Origin of the sequence: Paenibacillus sp. TC-CSREp1 (assembly GCF_050171015.1) — a bacterium.
Classification (GTDB): domain Bacteria; phylum Bacillota; class Bacilli; order Paenibacillales; family Paenibacillaceae; genus Paenibacillus; species Paenibacillus silvae.
In genome coordinates, this window is record NZ_JBNOKM010000014.1 from 156,281 (window position 1) to 177,535 (window position 21,255).

Consider the following 21,255-nt stretch of genomic DNA (forward strand, 5'->3'; position numbering starts at 1 on the left):
ACCTTCATCGTTATGTTTAAGGCATGATCCTATTCTAATTCGCAGTTTCGATCCCAACCACAGCATGCTTATACTAGTAACGGCAGTACCAGGATGAGGTATTATTTCGGTTGTCTTGTATAGAACTACTGTGGTAATGAAGAGTAGATAAATCGAATTTTGGAAGAGAAGAGATTAGGGAGATTTAAGGTTCCTGTCCCTTGACTGGAGAATAGATGCACAGATGCAGATCCGGATGATCCAGGGTGAAGGATAGAGATTTAATATCGTATATATTTACTTGATCCTGGTCAGGAAGTTGGTAGAATACGCGTGTAACCCGTTTTGCCTCTACTCGGTGCAGCTCCCACAACGATGCAAATTCAGGACTTTCTTTGGAAAGATTGTCTACAAACTGGGAAAACCACGGATCATGTGCATATTTGTCATATGAGGTACGGAATATGGCAACAGAATGTGCCGCCATCTCCTCCCAATTGATAATTCGAGCGCGCATTTCAGGATCTGTAAACAGGCTAGACATCATGTTACGTTGCTTTGGCGCACGTGAAGTGAAGTCCAGTAGGTACTTGTCGACAGATGTGTTCCAGGCAAGCAGCTCGGCACGATCGTTAGTGATGAACGCAGGAAAAGCCATCTGATTCAAAATATCCTGCCAAGGTTGAGTGATTTCTGAGGTAATTGGCGGCGCTATCCCAGGTTCATTGCCATTCCATAGGCCGAGCAGATGGGTGTACTCGTCGGGAGACAACTGAAGTGCCCGGCCGATGCTCTCAATAACTTCTCGGGAGACGGCTACCTCTCGACCCTGTTCCAGATACGTATAATATGTTGCGCTAACCCCTGCCAATATGGCAACCTCTTCCCGGCGTAACCCAGGTGTCCGGCGTTGCCTATAAGTCTTGGCCAGTCCTACCTGCTCCGGTTGAAGCCGTGCGCGTCGTGATTTCAGATAATCTCCCAAGGTTTTGGCACGCATGCTGTTCAAGTCCACAGGTGACAGATGTGCCGGTTGTGATAGGCCGTTCGTTTCAACCATGACGATATCACCTCCTGAGCTCTTTTTATTCTGAATTGTATTGCTCGTGCTAAACTTGAATCTGTACGGTATCCGTACGATATATGTTACTCCGTAACCCATTCATTATATCACTTGCTAATGGCTCACGGAATCTTCTGTGCTTGCGGTGTAGAGTAGGAATAAGGGCAAGGAAGGGGAGGAGTATAAGTATAATATGAGAATACTTACTCACTCGATCTCCATCTCCTTCACCGTCTCACCCTCCACCAGCTCAGGCTGATAGTAGGTATGGTTGGGCAGGTCCTTCTTGCCTTGCAGCTTGCGGATCACCCAATCGGCAGCGTCACTGCCCATCTGCTCCTGGGGGTGAGTGAGGGTGGTGAGCCGGATATTGGCGTTTTTGGCAATGTAGGAGTTGTCCTGACCAATGATCGACAGTTCTTCCGGGATTGAAATGCCAAGCTGCCGACAGGCATGCACCACCTCCAGCCCCACTTCATCGTTGTAACAGACAATCGCGGTGAGCGCATCCCGATTTTCCTGCAAATAGGCAGTCACATTCGCGGACAGATCAGGCTTCGATGCGGTATCAAACGAGAGCACATGCTCAGGGCTGAACCGCAGTTTTGCTTCGCCCAGTGCCTTAATGTACCCTTTCATTCGGTACTTGCCTTGCAGATCGTCCATTTTGGCAATGATGCCGATCTGGGTATGACCTTTGGAGACTAACTCCCGGGTCGCGAGATAACTGGACTGCACATCATCCAGACAGAAGAAGGGTACCTCGAGCTCCTCATAGAACGCATTAATCATCGTAAATGGCACATCCTGCTCCTTAAATGACAGGTAGTATGCAATATTCGGGTTGTACAGATTGCTCTTCGTCGGTTCAACAATCAGACCATCCACACCGTAGGACAGCATCATTTCAAGTGCCTTTTTTTCTTGCGCAACATCGTTGTTTGTACTGGCAAGCAATAGAGAGTAGTTGTCCTCATTCAGACGACGCTCGATGCCGCGAATAATGGATGGAAAGATGTAATCCGAGATATAGGTGGTGATGACACCAATCGTCTTTTTGGAAGTGCTGCCGCCCGTCCGTGAGCGGTACTGATGACTGACATAGGTGCCCGATCCCTTTTCGCTGCGTAAAAAGCCTTCGTTGGACAGCTCCAAAATGGCCTTCCGTACCGTCTGGCGGCTCACATTATAGCTGTCCTGCAATGCCGATTCCGTAGGAATCTGTTCACCAACGGTGTATGTGCCAGATAGAATATGGCTTTTTATATCATCAATAATGACTTGGTATTTAGGCTTCACAAGGTCCACTTCTTTCGTTGTAGCTTCTATATATATTGAACTAAAAGGGTACGGCGCAACCACTCCGATCAAAGAACAATAGGGAGAGCCGCTGTATTCCTGAGTGCAACGATCAAGTTGTACGTACATATTCTAGCATGATTCGCTTTACTTGCAAGTAAAACCGTACATTTTACCAATAGATACGTACAACCAGAATGCACTTTGTCGAATTAGACCATACATAATTGCAGTGAGAATTTACAAAAATTCATTGGTGTAAACACATATTTTATCATATCCGTGTATTGTGAGTATAACTTGTATATTTCATTGACAAATGTACGTACAAAAAATATACTAAGGCTGTCAGAACAGGAAAGCGCATTCTTGGAATGCTGAAATAGAATATAGCCATGAACGTAAGTGGAGCTGCGCTGTGTGACAGTTTGCAGCTGATTAGATGCCATTCTTCGGACGTAAATGGCGACCAGAGAGGGGATATGCGGAAGTGACGAGTCGGGTGGATGTGAAAGAGGCGATCGCCAAGGGTGCGACCTCGCTTGGAATTGAGCTTGGATCAACGCGTATTAAAGCGGTCTTGATTGATGAGCATTTTGAAACGATTGCCTCGGGCAGTTATGAATGGGAGAACCAGCTGAAGGACGGGTACTGGACGTACAATCAGGAGGATATCATCACTGGGCTGCAAACGGCTTATCGTGAGTTGAAGCAGGATGTGCAGCAGAAGTATGGCGCTTCGCTGACAACCGTGGGCTCCATTGGATTCTCGGCGATGATGCACGGATATATTGCGCTGGATCAGGCAGGGGAGATGCTTGTACCCTTCCGTACATGGCGCAATTCAACGACGGGTGCCGCTGCACGCGAGCTGACAGAGCTGCTGCAGTTTAACATTCCGGAGCGCTGGAGCATTGCGCATCTGTATCAGGCCATTCTGAATGAAGAAGAGCATGTATCCCGTATTGATTACCTGACCACGCTGGCGGGTTATATCCACTGGCTGCTTACAGGCAACAAGGCCATTGGTATTGGCGATGCGTCAGGTATGTTCCCGATTGATGAAACAACACATAACTACCATCCGGCGATGATCCGGCAGTTCGATGAGCATATCGCTGGCAAAGGTTATCCGTGGAAGGTCGAGGATTTGCTGCCTAAAGTGTATCTCGCAGGGGATCATGCAGGTGCATTGACCGAAGCTGGAGCGAAGCTGCTTGACCCTTCAGGAGAACTGGCTGCCGGTATTCCACTGTGTGCACCAGAGGGTGACGCAGGAACGGGTATGGTCGCCACGAACAGTGTGCGGAAACGGACAGGCAATATCTCGGTGGGCACATCGGTATTTGCCATGATCGTATTGGAGAAGGAGCTGTCCAGCGTGTATCCCGAGATTGATATGGTAACCACGCCGGATGGCAGCCCGGTCGGTATGGTGCATGCCAATAACTGCTCCAGTGATCTGAATGCGTGGATCGGATTGTTCCGCGAATTCGCACAGGCGATGGGCATGGAGGCCGATTCCGGCAAGCTGTTCAGCGTATTGTTTAACAAGGCACTTGAGGCCGACCCGGATGGGGGCGGATTGCTCAGCTACGGATACTACTCCGGAGAAAATATTACAGGGCTGGAGCAGGGGCGTCCGTTGTTTGTCCGCTCCCCGGAAAGCAATTTTAACCTGGCGAATTTCATGCGTACACATCTGTTCAGTGCCTTCGGCGCGCTCAAGATCGGCATGGACATTCTGACCGAGAAGGAGCAAGTAGCGATCGACAGCATTCTGGCGCATGGCGGTCTGTTCAAAACCCCTGTGGTAGGACAGCGAATCGTAGCTGCCGCTATGAACGTTCCGGTATCCGTCATGTCTACCGCCGGGGAAGGCGGGGCATGGGGAATGGCTTTGCTGGCGTCGTACCTGAAAAATAAAGGCGAGCAAGAAACGTTGGACGTTTTCCTGGAGCAGAAGGTGTTCAAGGATGTGGAAGGGGTCGAAGTGGCGCCGGAAGCAGCTGATGTGAAGGGATTTGGAGCATTTATCGAACGCTACCGAAGCGGACTTGCCATTGAGCGCGCCGCTGTAGAGCATCTGGTAGAGAACGGAGGAAATTAAACATGTTAGAGCAACTGAAGCAAGAGGTATACGAAGCCAATCTGGAGCTGCCCAAGCACGGACTGGTGAAATTCACTTGGGGCAATGTCAGCGCGATTGATCGGGAAAGCGGTCTGTTCGTCATTAAACCAAGCGGAGTTGATTATGACAAAATGAAAGCCAGCGACATGGTTGTGGTCGATCTCGACGGCAATGTGGTTGAAGGGGAGATGAGACCTTCCTCGGACACAGCAACCCACGCTGTATTATATAAACACTACAAGGAAATCGGCGGAATTGTGCACACGCACTCCACATGGGCAACCATCTGGGCACAGGCAGGTCTGGATGTGCCTGTTATGGGTACGACACATGCGGATACGTTCTACGGAGCAGTGCCTTGTGCCCGCTTCCTGACTCAGGACGAGATCGACCGCGGATACGAAGCCGAGACAGGACGCGTGATCATTGAAACCTTTGAACAGCGTGGACTGGATGTAATGGCGATTCCTGCTGTGCTGCTGCATGGTCATGCGCCATTTACATGGGGCAAGGATGCCAAGTCGGCCGTGGTGAACAGCGTCGTGCTGGAGGAAGTGTGCAAAATGAACCTGTACGCACGTCAGCTGAACAACTTTGCGAAAGAACTGCCGCAAGGCATTCTGGACAAACACTACCTGCGCAAACACGGCAAGGACGCGTACTACGGCCAGAAGTAAATTTACACCACTAACGGAGAGTGCAGAACCAATCTGTAGAAGCGAAGCCAAAAGCTTTCTGAAGGAAAGCTACCTCGGAAGGATATGCTTCGCGTTTATCCTCGGATTTTCCCCTTTAGAGGGAAATGTAGAGAAATCCGAGGATAACCAGCGATCGAAAGATGGTACTGCAATCGAAGTGACCTGGTGTAACTACCCTGCCCAACCCGAAGTTGAATAACCCTTTTTACACCACTAACGGAGAGTGCAGAACCAATCTGTAGAAGCGAAGCCAAAAGCTTTCTGAAGGAAAGCTACCTCGGAAGGATATGCTTCGCGTTTATCCTCGGATTTTTCCCTTTAGAGGGGAATGCAAATAAATCCGAGGATAACCAGCGATCGGAAGATGGTACTGTAATCGGAGTGTCCCGGTGTAACCTAATTTATCAACTATAATCTAATGAAATGAGGATGATTCCATGTCAGCAACAGCAGCAAAAGAGTTTTGGTTCGTTGTCGGTTCACAGCATTTGTACGGAGAAGAGGCACTTGGTGAGGTTAAAGCAAACGCGCAGAAAATTACAGATGCCCTCAACGCGAGTGGCGTACTGCCTTACCCGCTTGTATTGCAAGACCTGGCTGTAAGTGCAGACAAAATCACCAGCATTATGAAAGAAGTCAACTACCGTGACGAAGTAGCGGGTGTAATCACTTGGATGCACACCTTCTCACCAGCAAAAATGTGGATTCGCGGTACCAAATTGCTGCAAAAGCCGCTTCTTCACCTCGCAACGCAATATAACGAGAGTATTCCGTGGGCGACAATTGACATGGATTTCATGAACCTGAACCAAGCAGCGCACGGTGACCGTGAGTATGGCTTCATCAATGCTCGTTTAAGAAAACAAAATAAAATCGTTGTAGGTTACTGGGAGCGCCCGGAAGTACAGCAGCAGGTTGCAGACTGGATGGACGTAGCGGTTGCGTACAACGAGAGCTTTAATATCAAAGTCGCTCGTTTTGGCGACAACATGCGTAACGTAGGTGTAACCGAAGGGGATAAAGTCGAAGCTCAAATCCAGTTTGGCTGGACGGTAGATTACTATGGCATCGGTGATCTTGTAGAGTACGTGAACGCTGTAACTGAGCAAGAAATCGATGAGCTGATCTCCCAATATGCAGACCTGTATGAATTCGATTATGGCACCAACAGCAAGGAAGCATGGGAAGCCAGCGTACGCGTACAAGCAAGCTATGAAATTGCGATTAAACGTTTCCTGGATAACGGAGGTTACACAGCCTTTACAACCAACTTTGAAGACCTGCATGGCATGAAGCAGCTTCCGGGTCTGGCGGTACAACGCCTGATGGCGCAAGGCTACGGTTTCGCGGGTGAAGGGGACTGGAAAACAGCCGCATTGGATCGTTTGCTGAAAATTATGGCTCACAATGAAAACACAGGCTTTATGGAAGATTACACATATGAAATGGCAGCAGGTCAGGAAGCGATTCTGCAATCTCACATGCTTGAGGTTGACCCGACACTCGCCAGCACGAAACCAAGAATCATCGTGTCTCCACTCGGTATTGGCGATCGCGAAGACCCGGCTCGTCTCGTATTTGACGGTAAAGCCGGTGAGGGTGTCGTGGTATCCATGGCAGACTTCGGTACGCATTACAAATTGCTGATTAACGAAGTATCGGCTTTTGAACCAACTGTACCAGCACCAAATCTGCCAGTTGCACGTGTGCTGTGGACAGTGAAGCCGAACTTCCAGGACGGCGTTAAAGCCTGGATCGAAAACGGCGGTGGACACCATACCGTTGTATCCTTGAACCTGACGACAGATCAGATCATCACGTATGCGAAGCTAGTCAATCTGGAGTATGTTGTAATTAAGTAGTTCTATCGCGAAAGAAATATGAACGGATAGAGTCATCATTGATTAACTCCATTTGAAGCGTGACGGGTTAAATCAAGTTGTAATCCTTTTCTACCTGAAGTATGATCAGATTATAACAAGATGAAGCTTGCCAGTCATATACGACAATGGCGCGAGCAGCGACTTGCCGTATAAAAAATGCATATCCAGAGACCGAGAGATAATCTCGGTCCTTTGTTTTATTTTGCGGCAAATCGTTCTATTTTAAAGGAGGTTATTTCAACATGACACATACATATGAAAGTCTTACGGCTCAGCTGGAGGCGCTGGGCATAGATCGCCATGGCACATTACTGATGCATTCTTCCATGAAGAGTATGGGTGATGTGGATGGCGGGGCGGATACCGTGCTGGATGTGCTAAGCGACTATATGAAGGACGGGCTGCTGGTGCTGCCCACACATACGTGGTCGACCATTAACAAAAACAACCCAATGTTCCACGTGGAAACTTCTTCCTGCTGTGTTGGCATTCTGCCGGAGTTATTCCGCAAACGTGCTAACGTTATCCGTTCCTGGCATCCGACTCACTCGGTAGCCGCTTTAGGGAAAGATGCGCGGGCGTTCACACAGGACGATCATCTCTTCGATACGCCGTGTGCACGTGGTTCTGCATGGGGCAAGCTGCTCGATCGCAAAGCGACAATTCTCCTGGTAGGCGTGGACCTGAAACGGAATACGTTTATCCATGGTATTGAGGAATGGGTCGATATTCCTGGCAGGATGACCGATGATCATGAGATGCTTTATACGGTTTTGCCGGATGGAACGCAGATTTCGGTGCCTTCCCGCAGACATTGCGGTTTATCTTGGTCAGAGCATTTCTGGAAAGTAGATGATGTACTGGTTGAAGCAGGAGCCATGCACAAAGGAGGGTTCGGTGACGCAGTTGCGAGTGTATGTGATGCTGCCAGAACAACCGAGGTGCTTACGGAGATGCTGAAGGAAAATCCGGATCTGTTCTCGGACAATGAGCCGCTGCCGGATGTGAAGTAGAAGTAACGCATCGGTACTCTTGTAAGAGAAGGGAGACCTGAATTTCTATGCAAAACAAACAGTCTCTTAATGAATGGGATGAAAACAATAGGGTGGCTGGGGCGAGACATGAACTTCAGCTTAGGTTAATCGTTGCGGAGAAACAGATTACTGCTAATGAATCTTTGATGGATCATGAGCAAGTCATGAACAGACTAAGAATAAAAATAAAAGCCGTACAGAAGTAATGGAGAACGCTGGTGGTGAAGCTCCTTTTCAATATTATAGCTTACGTATCCCGTTACGGGCTTGATGACGCTCAGTTGAAGCTGGGCGTTTTTTCTGGCATAGAGCCTTCAAAATCCTTCATGAAAGTGCAAAATAGATCGTGATTTCAATCAGAGGTTGGTCGGGCTTCCAGTGAATGGGCTACTCAGCGTATCATGGGTGTGGTACGATATGGGTAATTTAACCAATAGAGAAATAGAAGCATAGTAGATATATCCCATATAGATAGATTTGTATTGAAGTATCGACGTTTGGCAGCATGTCGGAATGATTCCTGATTAACCATGGAATGATTGTCGCATCCAAGAAGGAGAAGATTCGTGAACCCATTAGTGTGGTATGATCTTTCGTTGTTCGTGCTATTGTTCGGTGTGGGCGTGTATGTGTTTGTTACGGCTAGAATTACCAATTTACATAAAGTTTATTTTTTGTTTCACGGTTTGATGATGATGTGGCCGTTCTGTCAGTTTGCGGTGACGTTAACCGATAATCCGGGCCTGCAGTTGTTTTATGTTTTGCTGGCGTTTGTCGCCGTCTCTCTGCTAGGCAGTGGTTGGCTGCTGTTGACGCTTTTTATTACGGGTTATGCAGAAAGGCTGAGCAATTCCAGGCTTGCTCTCCTGTTTGTGCCTGCTGTAATTGGGGCAATTGGGGTTGTTGCGAATCCATGGCATGATTTTGTCATGCCGCTAAAGGGAGAATACATTGAGCGTGCTTATGGCCCATGGTTCTGGGTTGTCATGTGTATTCTGGTGTCTTATTTCCTAGTTTCGCTTGTGATTATGTTTCGTGCCGTTTTCTCGTCCAAGACGCCTTCAATGATTAAGAAACAGGTCAAGATCACCCTCTGGGGAATTTTCGTTCTGGCTATGTTTGCAACACTGGATGCCATTCTGAATGTGCTGTTGAGCCGCTGGCTGCCGATTATTCCGGGCCTGACGTCTTTGGGGATTTTCTCGTCCGACCTGTTCTTTGTATATGTGATCAAAAGGTACAACGTGTTCGACCTCGTCTCCATCGCCCATGAGGACGTCATTAATACGATTCCGTATGGCATCCTGGTGCTGGATGAGAACGAAGTCATTGTTGAGGTGAACAAGGCCTCCAAGTCTTTTATTCAGCGGTATGCGGGCGATCTGTGGAATATGGAGGAATTTCTGGCCGGGGTGCATATTGAGGACCGGGTAGAAGCAGAGCTTTTTTTAAATGAATATCGGTTGAAAAAAAATATATTCTCCAAGATCGAAGTGGTCATGGAGCAGGGGAAGGCGGCTCGCCATTTCATCGTGCAATCGTCTCCGATTGTGGATGCTGCACTGGTTCCGATCGGACATCTGCTAACGTTTCAGGATGTGTCTCAGGAGCGATTCTATGCCAGAACGATGCACCGGCAGAACGAGACGCTGCAAGAACGCAATCAGGCGCTTGACCGGATTCGCCAGGAGTTGTCCGAGGCCAATCGCAAGCTGGAGGAGCTGGTGCTCACCGACAGCCTGACACAGTGTTATAACCGTCGCTACCTGACGCAGCATCTGAATCATGAAGTGCTCACCAACCTGCAATATAAAACTCCTTTTTCCTTGATGCTGCTGGATATCGACCATTTCAAGGCGATTAATGATCATTATGGTCATGTAATTGGAGATGAAGTGCTTGTACGTACTGCAGAAGCAGTCCGTAGTTCTGTACGCAGTACGGATATTCTAACCCGCTATGGTGGAGAGGAATTCATGATCTACCTGCCGCATACCGAGCATGACCTCGCGATAGAGATTGCGGAGCGTGTAAGGCAGGCGGTGGAGTCCAACCGTATGGCGGTGAACCATGAGAGCGGCAGTGTATCCATTACGATCAGCATCGGTATTTTGTCGATTGAGGATTTTGCGTATGAGCATGTGCCCGAGGACGGCGAAGGGTATCTGATCCAGCTCTTTGATGCGGTAGACAAGGCGCTGTATCAGGCGAAGCAGAAGGGCCGTAACCGGGTGGAGTTCGGGATGCTGGAGCGGGGTGTGGTGTGAGGTGGTAAAAAAGAGTGGGGAACACTGCCCCACTCTTTTTTGTGAAATGTATGTATGATACAGGATGTATATTAAAATTCATCTAAAATATTTTTTGCATTTGTAAAGGAGGCCAAGATTTCTTTATTGATTTTGGTTAAAGATTCAATCTGATCAGCACTTTGACTACTAATTACAGCTATATGCTCATCCAAGGCTCTTCTATACGCAGAGTCTTCTTTGAATTGAAAAATTTGTTCTACAGGAACCTGCAATCCGTTCGTGATTTTCTCAAGTGTCTCCAAAGAGATATTGCGATCCCCTCGCTCAACCCCACCGATATAACTATAATGAAGGCCAGCTGCTTCGGCCAGTTGCTCTTGAGTCCAGCCTTTAGCCTTTCTTATTTCTCGAATTCGATTACCGACAGCTTCAGGTAAGCTCATTTGATCACCTCTACTTTTAAGGTTAGAAGAGGATTGGGATTCACGACAGACCAATATATAAAAAAAGAATCGTGATTAAATTGTACGAATAAGTACAATTTATATTTATCTTCTTTATATCTATTTATACAATGTATATAGAATTGTTCATAAGGAGGCCTCCTTTTAGCAACCATCGATCCTGAAATCGCTGAAACCGGACATTATCGTTGAGATGTTGGAGATGGCTGTGGCTTTTGAAAATTGGAACAAGGTGTTGGAAGGCGGATGTGTTGTACCAATGTGTGATGTGTATCCGTGAAGATCAGGTGGAGGATCGGGGAAAAGGAGTACTTATGCCTTCTATTCAAACGTAAAGACCGCTCGTTTATTACAGAATCCCCGCACGAGAAAGCCCACTTCTTTAGACGTGGGATAAAAGTGAAGTCGGATACGGAGTATCACTATTGTGATGCTTCAAGTATCCGAAATGTCTGTGTTCTTTATTTTTTATTCGCTTGTTTCAATTTATCTATTAAACTGATACAATATAGACATGAACGAATATCGAAGAACAAACACAACCGTATCTTTGTTGAACTATCATTTTGTGTTCTGCCCACGATACAGGAGAAAGATATTTCTCAAATCAGAGGTAGAACAGCGCTTCAAGGAATTGGTGCATGAGGTATGTGCAGAGCTTAAAATGGAGATTGTTTCCATGGAGTGCGACAAAGACCATACACATCTGTTTCTCCATGCACTTCCAACATTAAGCCCTGCGGATATCATGGCAAAAATAAAAGGATTCACATCAAAAAAACTACGAGAGGAGTTTCCACACCTTCAGCATTTGCCCAGTTTGTGGACACGTTCCTATTTTGTTTCTACCGTTGGGCATGTATCCAGTGAAACCATCAAGCGTTATGTTGAACAACAAAAGACAAGGGGGTGAAGCCTATGTCTCAGACCCTAACGGTTAAGGTCAAGCTGCTGCCGACAAAAGAGCAGATCCGACTATTGCAACAAAGTAGTCATGAATATATCCGAGTTGTGAATACACTCGTGGCCGAGATGGTAGAAGAAAAGAAAAGGTTGAAGAAGACAACAAAAGACGTTCCTGCTCATCTACCAAGTGCAGTAAAAAATCAAGCGATTAAAGATGCGAATAGCGTGTTCTCTACCAAAGTGAAGAAAAGTAAATACGCCATCATACCGACCCTGAAGAAACCGATTTGCGTATGGAATAACCAAAACTATTCGTTTGACTTCACGCACATTTCCATTCCATTCCTGGTAGAGGGAAAATCGAGGCGTGTAAAAATTCGTGCATTGTTCATCGGCAGGGACCATCGAAACGTTGACCTTTTGAAGCACAAACGGGGTACGCTCCGTGTCACGAAAAGCTCAGGGAAGTGGGTAGCCCAAATTGCTGTCACCCTGCCAACAACTGAAAAAACGGGTATGCGGATTTTGGGCGTTGATTTAGGGCTGAAAATCCCTGCCGTAGCCATCACAGATGAAGATCAGGCTCGCTTCTTTGGGAATGGGCGAGAAAACAAATACAAGAGACGGAAGTTTCGTAGTGTTCGTCAAAAGCTGGGAAAACAAAAGAAAGTGAATGCTATTCGCAAGTTAGATGATAAAGAACAACGATGGATGAAAGACAAAGACCATAAAGTGAGTCGCGAAATCGTTCATTTCGCAGTCGAGAATAAGATTTCTGTCATTCGCTTAGAGCAACTCACGAATATTAGGCAGACGACAAGAACAAGTCGTAAAAACGAAAAGAATCTACACACATGGTCATTCAACCGTTTGGCACAATTCATTGAATACAAAGCCAATATGGCAGGGATCAAAGTAGAATATGTGAACCCTGCATATACAAGTCAAACCTGCCCGGAATGTTTAACAAAGAACAAGGCACAAGATCGAAGATATACGTGCCCATGTGGATTCAAGAAACATCGTGATATCGTTGGGGCGATGAATATTCGCTACGCAACTGTGATTGGCGGTAACAGTCAATCAGCCTAAGATGCTATATGCACTGTCTTAGGAGGGGTAATGGCATACCCTGATCTTAGCATCTGTCCAAAGCAGAAATGAAATGAGGACGTTAAGCTAGCTAAGAATCCCAGTCACCTTAGTGACCTTGCCCCTTAGGGGTGGGAGTGTCAAATAGGAAGAAGTTATATGATGCAGGGTGTGGCTTATCAGAAGATGGGGCAGATCGATCAGGCGCGAGCATGTATCTGTCGATATGCAAATTTGGATTGCATGGGAGAAATGGGTGAAGCAGAGATGCAAATCGTACAGGAGTTTAAGCGCAAGGCTGAAGTAAACCGATATGCCCTTGAGATTGAAGCGGGACAGGTTGAGCTGCTGGAAGGGTGTGTGAACCTTTTGCTGGAGTACCAGGAGGAGGGTTTGGCAGGATTGACTGTGATTACAGAGGCTGCGGTGCGGCATGGGTGGCGGGTTGATTTTATCATACAGATGCTTGAGGAACAGGTTGATGGGTTAGATGAGGATTTCGGCTCGATAAACAACGATCATTTGTACCGATATTATTATCAAAAAGCTTTATATGAGCAGTGGATGGGGAGGCCGCAGGGAGCTGTGGAATATATTTTAAAGGCGATGCGTGTAGTGGACGGTCGGGGCGTGGAGAGGCATATGCTCAAATGCATATTGGTATTGGAATCGTTGCGTGAAGCAGCGACGGAGGGGCAGATTAAGCGGTATCGGGCGATTTTGGAGGGAATGAAATAGGGGTGTGAACGGGGTGGTTAAAAAAGTAGGATATGCTTGGATTTGGGTATAAACATGTAGGACCATAGCACCGATGAGTCGCTTGGTAAATGCCTCGTTGATGGCTCAATTCAGGATGTTAGCCGGATGATATTGCCATTAAACTTCTGCTAACATAGAGTAATCATATTTCAAATGAGCGGAGAAAGCATATGAGTACAATCAAAGTGACTCCTGAACAATTACATCATGTGGTGCACCAGGTGGATCAGGCGAGACAACAATTGGAGCATATAAGGGAAAATCTCTCCAGGCAAATCATGTTTCTGCAAGAAATGTGGCAGGGTGTGACACAAGAGCGTTTCTATGATGATTTTGCGCGGTCACGTCCTGTATTGCAGAAGGCGCTTGAAGGTATGGTGTATACTTCTCAGGAACTAACGGATATTGCTACGCGTTTTGAAAATGCAGATGCGGAGAAGGGCAGCCTAGGTAGTGTTATTGGTGCTGTTGGTGCAGCAGCGATGATGAAGAGCTCGGGGAGTGATGCGGGTCCGAGAGATAAGGGCTACCAAATGAAGAAAGTCGATGTCTATGGTAGGTATGTGTGGGTACCCGTGAACGAGAATGGTGAGCTGGATTATACAGCCGTACAGGCTTATGAGAAGGACCGGGGGAATGTGAATATCGACCGGATGCAGGCAGGGCATGGGGAAGAACAGGAGAAAGATATTTTTGACATGCAGATTAAGGCTTTGGAAAATAGAACCGATCCCTTCACAGGCGAGCCTGTATCCGACAAGTATGCTCAGATCATGCTGACTTCTCTGAAGTTCAGTCAGATATTTATGGCTTTTCAGATGGTTCGCGGGAATATGCCAGGGCGTAAGGGGCCGTTTCATTTGCCGTCCTCTCATCCGGCTGTGACGAAGATGAAGAAGAATTTAGAGGATACTAAGAACCAGAAGCCAGTAACAGAGAGAGAGGTAGTAGAAAAAACTCCTGTAATTAAAGATCAACCTGTTCAATTGAGTCAAAATCTGATTGACCACGTTATTAATAGACATTCTGTTAATAGTACCAAACAACAGCTCCCATTTCTTCAAAGGAAGATGTCGGATGATCAAATAAATGAAATGCTGAGCAGAAAATCCTTTTTTAATAAAGAGTGGTCTAATAAAAAAATAACAGATGCTTCGACAATAGCGGTAAATCAATTGAAACAACAAGGAGTAAAGGATGGTTTGCATACAGTCACGGTATTTGATGAATCACTTAAAGTATTTATTCGGAATGATAATGTAGATTCAATATATGGTACACATAAATATAAAATTAGTGATTTAATAGACTAGGGGGCTCAAACGATGTTCAAGATTTCATTTAAAGCAATAGATGATTTGGATGCGATAAAGCAAATGTCTGCAGAGCAGTTTGATCAAGTAAAACAAGATATTGATGGCATGATTGAATTGGACTTCAACGGAAGCAAGTATGGTATGTTTTTTGATGATTGCCCATTCGGCAATGAAAGACTAATCAGATGGTTCGTTGACTTACTGACGGTGGCTCAAATGGTGAAAGTAAATGATTATGTTGCTTATCGAATTCCTGATAGTGCTAATCTATGGCTGGAGTTTAGAGCGCATGGAGAAGAACTGCAAGTTAGTTTAGTGGAAGATACGGATCGTGAAGTTATTTTGGACTTGTTTATTACTGAACCGTTTGAGGAATTCAGATATTCAACATGGAGTGGGGTTACTATAGATTTGCATACCTTTGTTGAAGAAATCATACGTAATACACATCATTTTCAGAATTTCATCTCCAATCTCAATGCTAAACTATTAAAAAGTGAGAATGTTACAAGAATGAATAAGAAGTTATCCGATATAGAGCAAGACTCCTCAACTTAAAAGAGGTGACAGAGAGAATTTGCGATGTAGCAAAGTGATTAGAAGCTACCGTGGGAGAATGATAGGATGAACTAAAAATCAGTGCTAATATTTCAACTCCGGATTTCTAGAAATAAAAGCGACAACGACCGATTAAACTCTGTTCAGAGTTTATCGATTGTTGTCGCTTTTTAACAGTAAGAAGATTAGATAAATTAGTTAAAATTAAGATAAAAAACTGGGTTTATTTACAGTAAATGCAGTAAAACTTACCTTAAAGGTTGCTCAATGCCCTTGCTCGTTGGTTGATATGTCTGTAATTTGTAAAATTCCCATAATGACTAGAAATACGGTCATTACAATAAGAGCAGAGCCAATCCAGAGCATTGTTTTTCTGTTTTGACTACTAATTTCCAGAGCTCGTCCACGAATAATAAAAATAATGCCTACGACCAGCAATACCGCACTTATTATAATCATCAACGTTCTCCCTCATAATTAATTTATAATTCTAACTCTGTTACACTAAATCCGACTAAGACCATTATATTATAGGTTAAATCGAAGGATTGTCACGTCGAGTGCAATAGTTTGGGCTAAGTAAGTAAAAATATGTATGGACCCAGTTTTCAGCTTTATAAAAATAGTAATCACATCAGGGTAACATGAAGAATCCGCTCTCATCCAAGAGGCGGATTTTTTGCGTTCAATCAACCAAAATGTTCTTGCCAAAACGTAATCATTACGATAAGATAATACTCATTGTTTAAATAGTAATAGTTACGATTAATATTGAGATGGATATTTATATGAAGAGAAAGGGGTATTACCTTGTTTAAGAAAAAGAAGCCTTTGCTGGCGATAATCTCCCTGGCCCTGAGTGCAGCTGTACTGCTCAGTGCTTGTGGGGCATCCACATCTAGTCCTGCCGCGCAGGATACCAAGAAAATCACAGCTGATAAAAACGTTCATTTCTTATATAACTTCTCCACCAGCTCACTTGATCCGCATGTGGATTCAAGTTATGTACCGCTGCGTGCGGGTATTACGGAAACGCTGCTGCGTCTGGATGAGGACAATCTGACGGTTGCCCCATGGCTTGCCGAGAGCTGGGAGAGTAAAGATGGTCAGCACTGGACAATCAACCTGCGCGACAATGTGACCTTTCAGAATGGGAAACCGATGACGGGAGAAGCGGTTAAAGCATCGCTGGAGCGAGCGCTGAAAGAGAACGTAGCCATCCAGAACACACTGAAGATCGATAAGATCAGAGCTGATGGGAACAAGCTGGAGATTACAACCACTCAGCCTTTCCCGGAGTTTGCCTCAGAGCTGGTTAACCCGAACACGGCGGTTATTGACGTTAGTGAACCGGACATCGTGAACAAGCCTATTGGTACAGGACCGTTGAAGCTGACATCCTTTACGCCAGGCAGCAAGCTGGAGCTGGAACGATATGATACATATTGGGACGGGGCCTCGCCGCTGGATTCCGTGACGTTTTCGTTTAATGAAGATGCCAATGCGCGATCCCTTGCCCTGAAATCTGGACAGGTCGACATTGTCTACCGCCCGGAAGTGGAAAGCCTGGAATCGCTCAAAGCAATTGACGGGTTAAAAGTCGAGTCCACATCCACGTTCCGCGTGCATCAGTTAACGATGAATATGCAGCGGGAGAGCATCAAGGATGTGAATGTTCGGCGTGCGTTGGATGCGTTGATTGATCGAAAAGGCATCGTCGATACGATTCTGCTCGGTTATGGTGAGCCTGCCATTGGCCCGTTCCTGCCATCGCTGCCGTTTGCGCCTAAATATACACATACAGCAGAAGAAACGGGCCTGGATACCGCTGTAAAATATCTTGGTGAAGCCGGCTATACCCAGCAGGACGGTGTGATGGGCAAAGACGGTAAACCACTCAAGCTGACACTGCTCACCTATTCGTCACGCGCTGATCTGCCACTGATCGCCCAGGTATTCCAGTCCGATGCAAAGAAGGTTGGCATTGATGTGCAGATTCGCCAGATTGATACGCCGGAAGAGTATATGGCTTCCAACCGGGATTGGGATATCGCGACCTACAGTAACCTGACCGCTCCGCGTGGGGATGCTGGTTATTATCTGAATGCAACCTACCATCCTAAGGGTGCGCTGAACTTCAGTGGATCGGAGGACCCGGCCCTGACCAAGATCATCGACGAGCTCAATCTTACGGTTGAACCGCAGAAACGCGCGGAACTGGCAGAGAAAGCTGCTAATTATGTACATGACAACGTGCTGAACTCCTTCGTGCTGCATCCGGCAACGATTGTGGCTTACAACGGTAAAAAGGTGAAGAATTGGGTTACTACACGCAGTGAATATTACATGATTACGAACAAGCTGGATGTGATGTAATGTTTCGCATTTTGCTTCGCAAGTTTCTGGAGGTATTTGTATTTCTGCTCTTCATTATGTTCGTGAGTTTCCTGTTCGTTCGATTGGCTCCCGGTGACCCGGTATTGACCATTCTGAACGTTGAAGAACTATCTGTAAGCAAGGAGCAAGTCGAAGCGCTGCGAGAGGAAATGGGCTTCAATGACTCGCTTCCGGTGCAGTTTGGCCGCTGGCTGCTTGATTTTGTGAAAATGGATTTTGGGGTGTCCTACTCGACAGGCCAGCCGGTAATGCAGACACTGATGCGCGCACTTCCGGCTACAGCCGAGCTAACAATTGGTGCACTGCTAGTTATGCTGATTGTTGCTATACCGCTCGGTTCCCTGTCAGCACTCTATCGGGGCAGCTGGATTGATCAGGGCAGCCGCATCCTGTCCATCGTGGGTGCAGCCGTGCCCAGCTTCTGGCTGGGTCTGATCCTGATTGACCTGTTCGGGGTACGATTTGGCAGTTTACCAACAATGGGCCGGGACGGTTTTACCTCACTTGTACTGCCATCACTGACGCTGGGACTTGCCATCTCCAGCGTTTATGTGCGTCTGCTGCGATCCAGTCTGCTCGACTCGCTAAGTCAGGAGTTCGTACGGTCTGCCCGGGCCAGAGGGTTATCGGAGGGACGTATCTTTTTCCTGCATGCCTTCAGGCACAGTCTGCCCCCGGTGATCACGGTATTTGGGGTCAGTCTGGGCAGTCTGATTGGCGGCGTTGTGGTCATTGAAGTGCTGTTTGCTTATCCGGGTATCGGCAAGCTGGTTGTCGATGCTATCCGCCAGCGCGATTATCCATTGATTCAGGGATATATCCTGATCATGGCCCTTATCGTGTTCCTGGTAAATACCGCAGTTGATCTGTCGTACCGTTATTTAAATCCCGAGATGAAACTGAAGGAAAAGGAGGCCCTCCGATGAAAACAATGCCACTGCATATGCCGTCTGCCAAAACAAAAAAACACAACTGGCAGGCCATCATCGGCATGCTGTTTGCACTGCTCGTTATCGCGGCCTCTCTCTATGCCTTTGTATTTTTAAAACATGATCATACGCTTACTGACTTGCGCGGCAGGCTGCAGGGGATGAGTGCGCTCCACCCGCTCGGCACCGACCATCTGGGCCGTGATGTACTGACACGTCTGCTTCTCGGCGGCGGTCAGACGCTCGGTTACAGCCTGCTTGCGCTCGCCGCAGCATTGCTCATCGGTATTCCGTTTGGCCTGATCGCAGGCTACAAACGCGGATGGATCGACAAGGTATTCATGCGTATTGCAGATGCGTTTCTTGCTTTTCCAGATACCATTGTCGCCATTGTGCTGAGCGGTCTGCTCGGAGCAGGGATCGGCAATCTGGTGCTGGCGATTGTTATCGTGAAATGGGTGAGCTACGCTCGTCTGGTTCGAAGTACAGTTCTATCCGAGTCGCAAAAGGACTACATCCGTGTGGCCCGGACAAACGGGTTGTCCGATGCTCGAATCATGACCAAACATCTGCTGCCGCATATTGCAGGTCATGTGCTGGTGCTGGCGAGTCTGGATCTCGGCAAAATCATTCTGCTGATCTCATCCTTATCCTACATCGGACTCGGCGCACAGCCGCCAACACCCGAATGGGGAGCGATGCTGAACGACTCGCGTCCTTACTTCCAATCCAGACCTGAGCTGATGGTTTTCCCGGGGCTGGCAATTGTATCGGTTGTGCTGCTGGCAAATATGCTGGGCGACTACCTGAGAGACCGATTTGATGTGAAAAAGGAGGTGCAGTCATGATTCTCTCCATCGAGGAACTGAGCATCTTCAGCCGCGAGCGGACGATTGTGGACAGCGTGTCCCTTGCCGTCCGCGAAGGGGAATTCATGGCGCTCGTCGGGCAGAGCGGCAGTGGAAAAAGTTTGCTCTCGCAGGCAATCGGCCAACTGCTACCGCCTAATCTGCGCGCGTCTGGATGTGTGCTGTTCGAGGGCAGCAATCTGCTCGAACGGAAGCCGAAGGAGATGCGTGCACTGCGTGGACGTGACATATCCTATATTTTTCAAGACTATCAGGGAGCGTTCACACCGTTCCGCAGCATTGGCGGACACTTTGATGAATACCAGAAGGTGCATGGAGAGAAATCGGCGTCTATCCGTAAAAAGCGTGCCGCAGAAGCGCTGGAGTCTGTTGGACTCCACCCGGAGCTGCTTCGCCGCTATCCGTTCCAGTTGAGCGGCGGTCAGCTGCAGCGTGCATCCATCGCGACCTCGCTGATGCTCTCGCCGCGTCTGCTGATTGCTGACGAGGCCACAACCGCGCTGGATAGCATGTCCGCGCATCGCGTGCTGGAGCTTCTGGCACGCAAACAGGCCGAGACGGGCTGTGCAATTCTGTTCATCACACATGATTGGCGGCATGTGCGCCGATATGCGAACCGCTTGTCTGTCATGAAGGAAGGGCGAATCGTGGAATCAGGCGGCAAACATCGTATTCTGGATCATCCCCAGCATGAATATACACGCCAATTGATTGAAGCAGCTCCTGTGCTGAGTAATGAGTTGAAGTCCGGTTTGAAGGAGGTGGGTGCAGAATGAGAAGCCAAGACAGCCAAGTTGTGTTGCGTGTGGAACAGCTCGCTCGCACCTATGCTGGTGCGGAACATCCAGCCATAAACGATATCTCGTTCACCCTGAACCGTGGCGAATGCCTGGGTCTTGTCGGAGAGAGCGGCTGTGGCAAAAGCACACTGGCCCGCTGTCTGCTGCGCATCGAGGATGCGGATTGTGGCACCATCCAGCTTGGGGGGCATGACATTGCCCGGCTGGATGGACGCCGGTTGCGCCCTCACCGCCGCCGCATTCAGATCGTTTTCCAGAATCCATCCGCCGCACTGAATCCGAAGCTCACCATCGGTGCGTCCTTGATCGACCCTTATGAGCAGCTCGGCCGGGACGCCAAACTCGCTCACTTCACCTATACATCAAAGGAAGCTTACACCCGCCAGCTGCTGGAGGCGGTAGAGCTTCCAAGTGAACTGGCGAGCCGCTACCCGCATGAATTAAGCGGCGGTCAGCGGCAGCGTGTTACGATTGCGCGAGCCATCGGCATAGAGCCGGATGTTGTCATTCTGGACGAGCCGACAGCCAGTCTGGACGTCATATCACAGGGATCGATTCTGCAGCTCCTCACTGACTTGCGAACTTCGCTCGGCTTGTCCTACCTGTTCATCTCGCATGATCTGGCAGCGGTGCACCGGATGAGCCAGCGAATTATGGTTATGCAGTCGGGACGTATTGTGGACCGCTTTGGCGCAGATGCGTTGTTCGCCGAGGAACGCCATCCGTATACCAAGGAGCTCATCTCGATATTTTGAAGGCACAGCTTGTATACGTCTGCGGGCTGACTTCTTTCTATAATAAGAGCCGTGATGCGAGATTGATTGTGCAT

The 21,255-nt window shown here is 47.6% G+C and carries 20 protein-coding genes; 16 read left to right on the plus strand and 4 right to left on the minus strand.

Annotation, left to right across the window (positions count from 1 at the left end):
• Positions 1 to 184: 184 nt before the first annotated feature.
• Both ACQSGY_RS21625 and ACQSGY_RS21630 read right to left on the minus strand, forming a co-directional pair.
• Complete coding sequence (locus tag ACQSGY_RS21625; protein WP_427180601.1) at positions 185 to 1,039, minus strand: helix-turn-helix transcriptional regulator; 855 nt, start codon at positions 1,037 to 1,039, stop codon at positions 185 to 187.
• A gap of 210 nt (positions 1,040 to 1,249) precedes the next feature.
• Positions 1,250 to 2,341 carry a GntR family transcriptional regulator gene (locus ACQSGY_RS21630; RefSeq protein WP_427180603.1) on the minus strand — a complete coding sequence of 364 codons (1,092 nt, stop codon included), beginning with the start codon at positions 2,339 to 2,341 and terminating at the stop codon, positions 1,250 to 1,252.
• 442 nt (positions 2,342 to 2,783) lie between these two features.
• On the opposite strand from ACQSGY_RS21630, the gene ACQSGY_RS21635 reads away from it, so the two are divergent.
• The 6 genes from ACQSGY_RS21635 to ACQSGY_RS21660 all read left to right on the plus strand — a co-directional run bounded on the left by ACQSGY_RS21635 (position 2,784) and on the right by ACQSGY_RS21660 (position 10,354).
• On the plus strand, positions 2,784 to 4,451 hold the full coding sequence (locus ACQSGY_RS21635; protein ID WP_427180604.1) for a xylulokinase: 1,668 nt from the start codon (positions 2,784 to 2,786) through the stop codon (positions 4,449 to 4,451).
• A 2-nt stretch (positions 4,452 to 4,453) separates the two neighbouring features.
• A complete protein-coding gene (locus ACQSGY_RS21640) occupies positions 4,454 to 5,149 on the plus strand; it encodes an L-ribulose-5-phosphate 4-epimerase (protein WP_145405064.1) in 696 nt (231 codons plus the stop codon).
• A gap of 458 nt (positions 5,150 to 5,607) precedes the next feature.
• The gene (gene araA / locus ACQSGY_RS21645; protein ID WP_427180606.1) at positions 5,608 to 7,032 is read left to right on the plus strand and encodes an L-arabinose isomerase; all 1,425 of its coding nucleotides are present in this window, start codon (positions 5,608 to 5,610) and stop codon (positions 7,030 to 7,032) included.
• Between the two features lie 263 nt (positions 7,033 to 7,295).
• Positions 7,296 to 8,066, plus strand: a complete 771-nt coding sequence (locus tag ACQSGY_RS21650) for an AAC(3) family N-acetyltransferase (RefSeq protein ID WP_427180608.1) — start codon at positions 7,296 to 7,298, stop codon at positions 8,064 to 8,066.
• Between the two features lie 47 nt (positions 8,067 to 8,113).
• Positions 8,114 to 8,293 (plus strand): hypothetical protein, encoded by a 180-nt coding sequence (locus tag ACQSGY_RS21655; RefSeq protein WP_145405058.1) that lies wholly within the window; start codon positions 8,114 to 8,116, stop codon positions 8,291 to 8,293.
• Positions 8,294 to 8,653: 360 nt separating this feature from the next.
• A complete protein-coding gene (locus ACQSGY_RS21660; RefSeq protein ID WP_427180610.1) occupies positions 8,654 to 10,354 on the plus strand; it encodes a histidine kinase N-terminal 7TM domain-containing diguanylate cyclase in 1,701 nt (566 codons plus the stop codon).
• A gap of 71 nt (positions 10,355 to 10,425) precedes the next feature.
• Here the strand turns inward: ACQSGY_RS21660 and ACQSGY_RS21665 are convergent, their stop codons facing one another.
• Positions 10,426 to 10,779 carry a helix-turn-helix domain-containing protein gene (locus tag ACQSGY_RS21665; protein ID WP_427180611.1) on the minus strand — a complete coding sequence of 118 codons (354 nt, stop codon included), beginning with the start codon at positions 10,777 to 10,779 and terminating at the stop codon, positions 10,426 to 10,428.
• 535 nt (positions 10,780 to 11,314) lie between these two features.
• On the opposite strand from ACQSGY_RS21665, the gene tnpA reads away from it, so the two are divergent.
• The 5 genes from tnpA to ACQSGY_RS21690 all read left to right on the plus strand — a co-directional run bounded on the left by tnpA (position 11,315) and on the right by ACQSGY_RS21690 (position 15,431).
• The gene (gene tnpA / locus ACQSGY_RS21670; RefSeq protein ID WP_427180613.1) at positions 11,315 to 11,713 is read left to right on the plus strand and encodes an IS200/IS605 family transposase; all 399 of its coding nucleotides are present in this window, start codon (positions 11,315 to 11,317) and stop codon (positions 11,711 to 11,713) included.
• 5 nt (positions 11,714 to 11,718) lie between these two features.
• Positions 11,719 to 12,798: an RNA-guided endonuclease InsQ/TnpB family protein gene (locus tag ACQSGY_RS21675; protein ID WP_427180615.1), complete on the plus strand. Its 1,080-nt coding sequence runs from the start codon at positions 11,719 to 11,721 to the stop codon at positions 12,796 to 12,798.
• A gap of 159 nt (positions 12,799 to 12,957) precedes the next feature.
• The gene (locus ACQSGY_RS21680) at positions 12,958 to 13,536 is read left to right on the plus strand and encodes a DNA-binding protein (RefSeq protein ID WP_427180617.1); all 579 of its coding nucleotides are present in this window, start codon (positions 12,958 to 12,960) and stop codon (positions 13,534 to 13,536) included.
• A 191-nt stretch (positions 13,537 to 13,727) separates the two neighbouring features.
• Entirely contained in the window at positions 13,728 to 14,870 is a 1,143-nt protein-coding gene (locus tag ACQSGY_RS21685) for a WXG100 family type VII secretion target (protein WP_427180619.1), read from the plus strand.
• A 12-nt stretch (positions 14,871 to 14,882) separates the two neighbouring features.
• Positions 14,883 to 15,431: a hypothetical protein gene (locus ACQSGY_RS21690; RefSeq protein ID WP_427180620.1), complete on the plus strand. Its 549-nt coding sequence runs from the start codon at positions 14,883 to 14,885 to the stop codon at positions 15,429 to 15,431.
• A 264-nt stretch (positions 15,432 to 15,695) separates the two neighbouring features.
• Here ACQSGY_RS21690 and ACQSGY_RS21695 read toward each other — a convergent pair whose 3' ends face one another.
• Complete coding sequence (locus ACQSGY_RS21695; protein ID WP_184180598.1) at positions 15,696 to 15,890, minus strand: hypothetical protein; 195 nt, start codon at positions 15,888 to 15,890, stop codon at positions 15,696 to 15,698.
• 351 nt (positions 15,891 to 16,241) lie between these two features.
• Here ACQSGY_RS21695 and nikA point away from each other — a divergent pair, with 351 nt between their 5' ends.
• From nikA to ACQSGY_RS21720, 5 genes are read left to right on the plus strand one after another with little or no spacing between them, the layout of a single operon-like run.
• A complete protein-coding gene (gene nikA, locus ACQSGY_RS21700; RefSeq protein ID WP_427180622.1) occupies positions 16,242 to 17,807 on the plus strand; it encodes a nickel ABC transporter substrate-binding protein in 1,566 nt (521 codons plus the stop codon).
• Complete coding sequence (nikB, locus tag ACQSGY_RS21705) at positions 17,807 to 18,754, plus strand: nickel ABC transporter permease (protein ID WP_427180624.1); 948 nt, start codon at positions 17,807 to 17,809, stop codon at positions 18,752 to 18,754. Before nikA ends, nikB begins: the two co-directional genes overlap by 1 nt.
• Positions 18,751 to 19,605: a nickel transporter permease gene (gene nikC, locus ACQSGY_RS21710; RefSeq protein ID WP_427180626.1), complete on the plus strand. Its 855-nt coding sequence runs from the start codon at positions 18,751 to 18,753 to the stop codon at positions 19,603 to 19,605. Before nikB ends, nikC begins: the two co-directional genes overlap by 4 nt.
• Positions 19,602 to 20,402, plus strand: coding sequence for an ABC transporter ATP-binding protein (locus ACQSGY_RS21715; RefSeq protein ID WP_427180628.1), 801 nt, complete (start codon positions 19,602 to 19,604; stop codon positions 20,400 to 20,402). Before nikC ends, ACQSGY_RS21715 begins: the two co-directional genes overlap by 4 nt.
• Positions 20,399 to 21,181 carry an ABC transporter ATP-binding protein gene (locus tag ACQSGY_RS21720; protein WP_427180630.1) on the plus strand — a complete coding sequence of 261 codons (783 nt, stop codon included), beginning with the start codon at positions 20,399 to 20,401 and terminating at the stop codon, positions 21,179 to 21,181. The genes ACQSGY_RS21715 and ACQSGY_RS21720 overlap by 4 nt, the downstream gene beginning before the upstream one ends.
• Positions 21,182 to 21,255 lie beyond the last annotated feature (74 nt).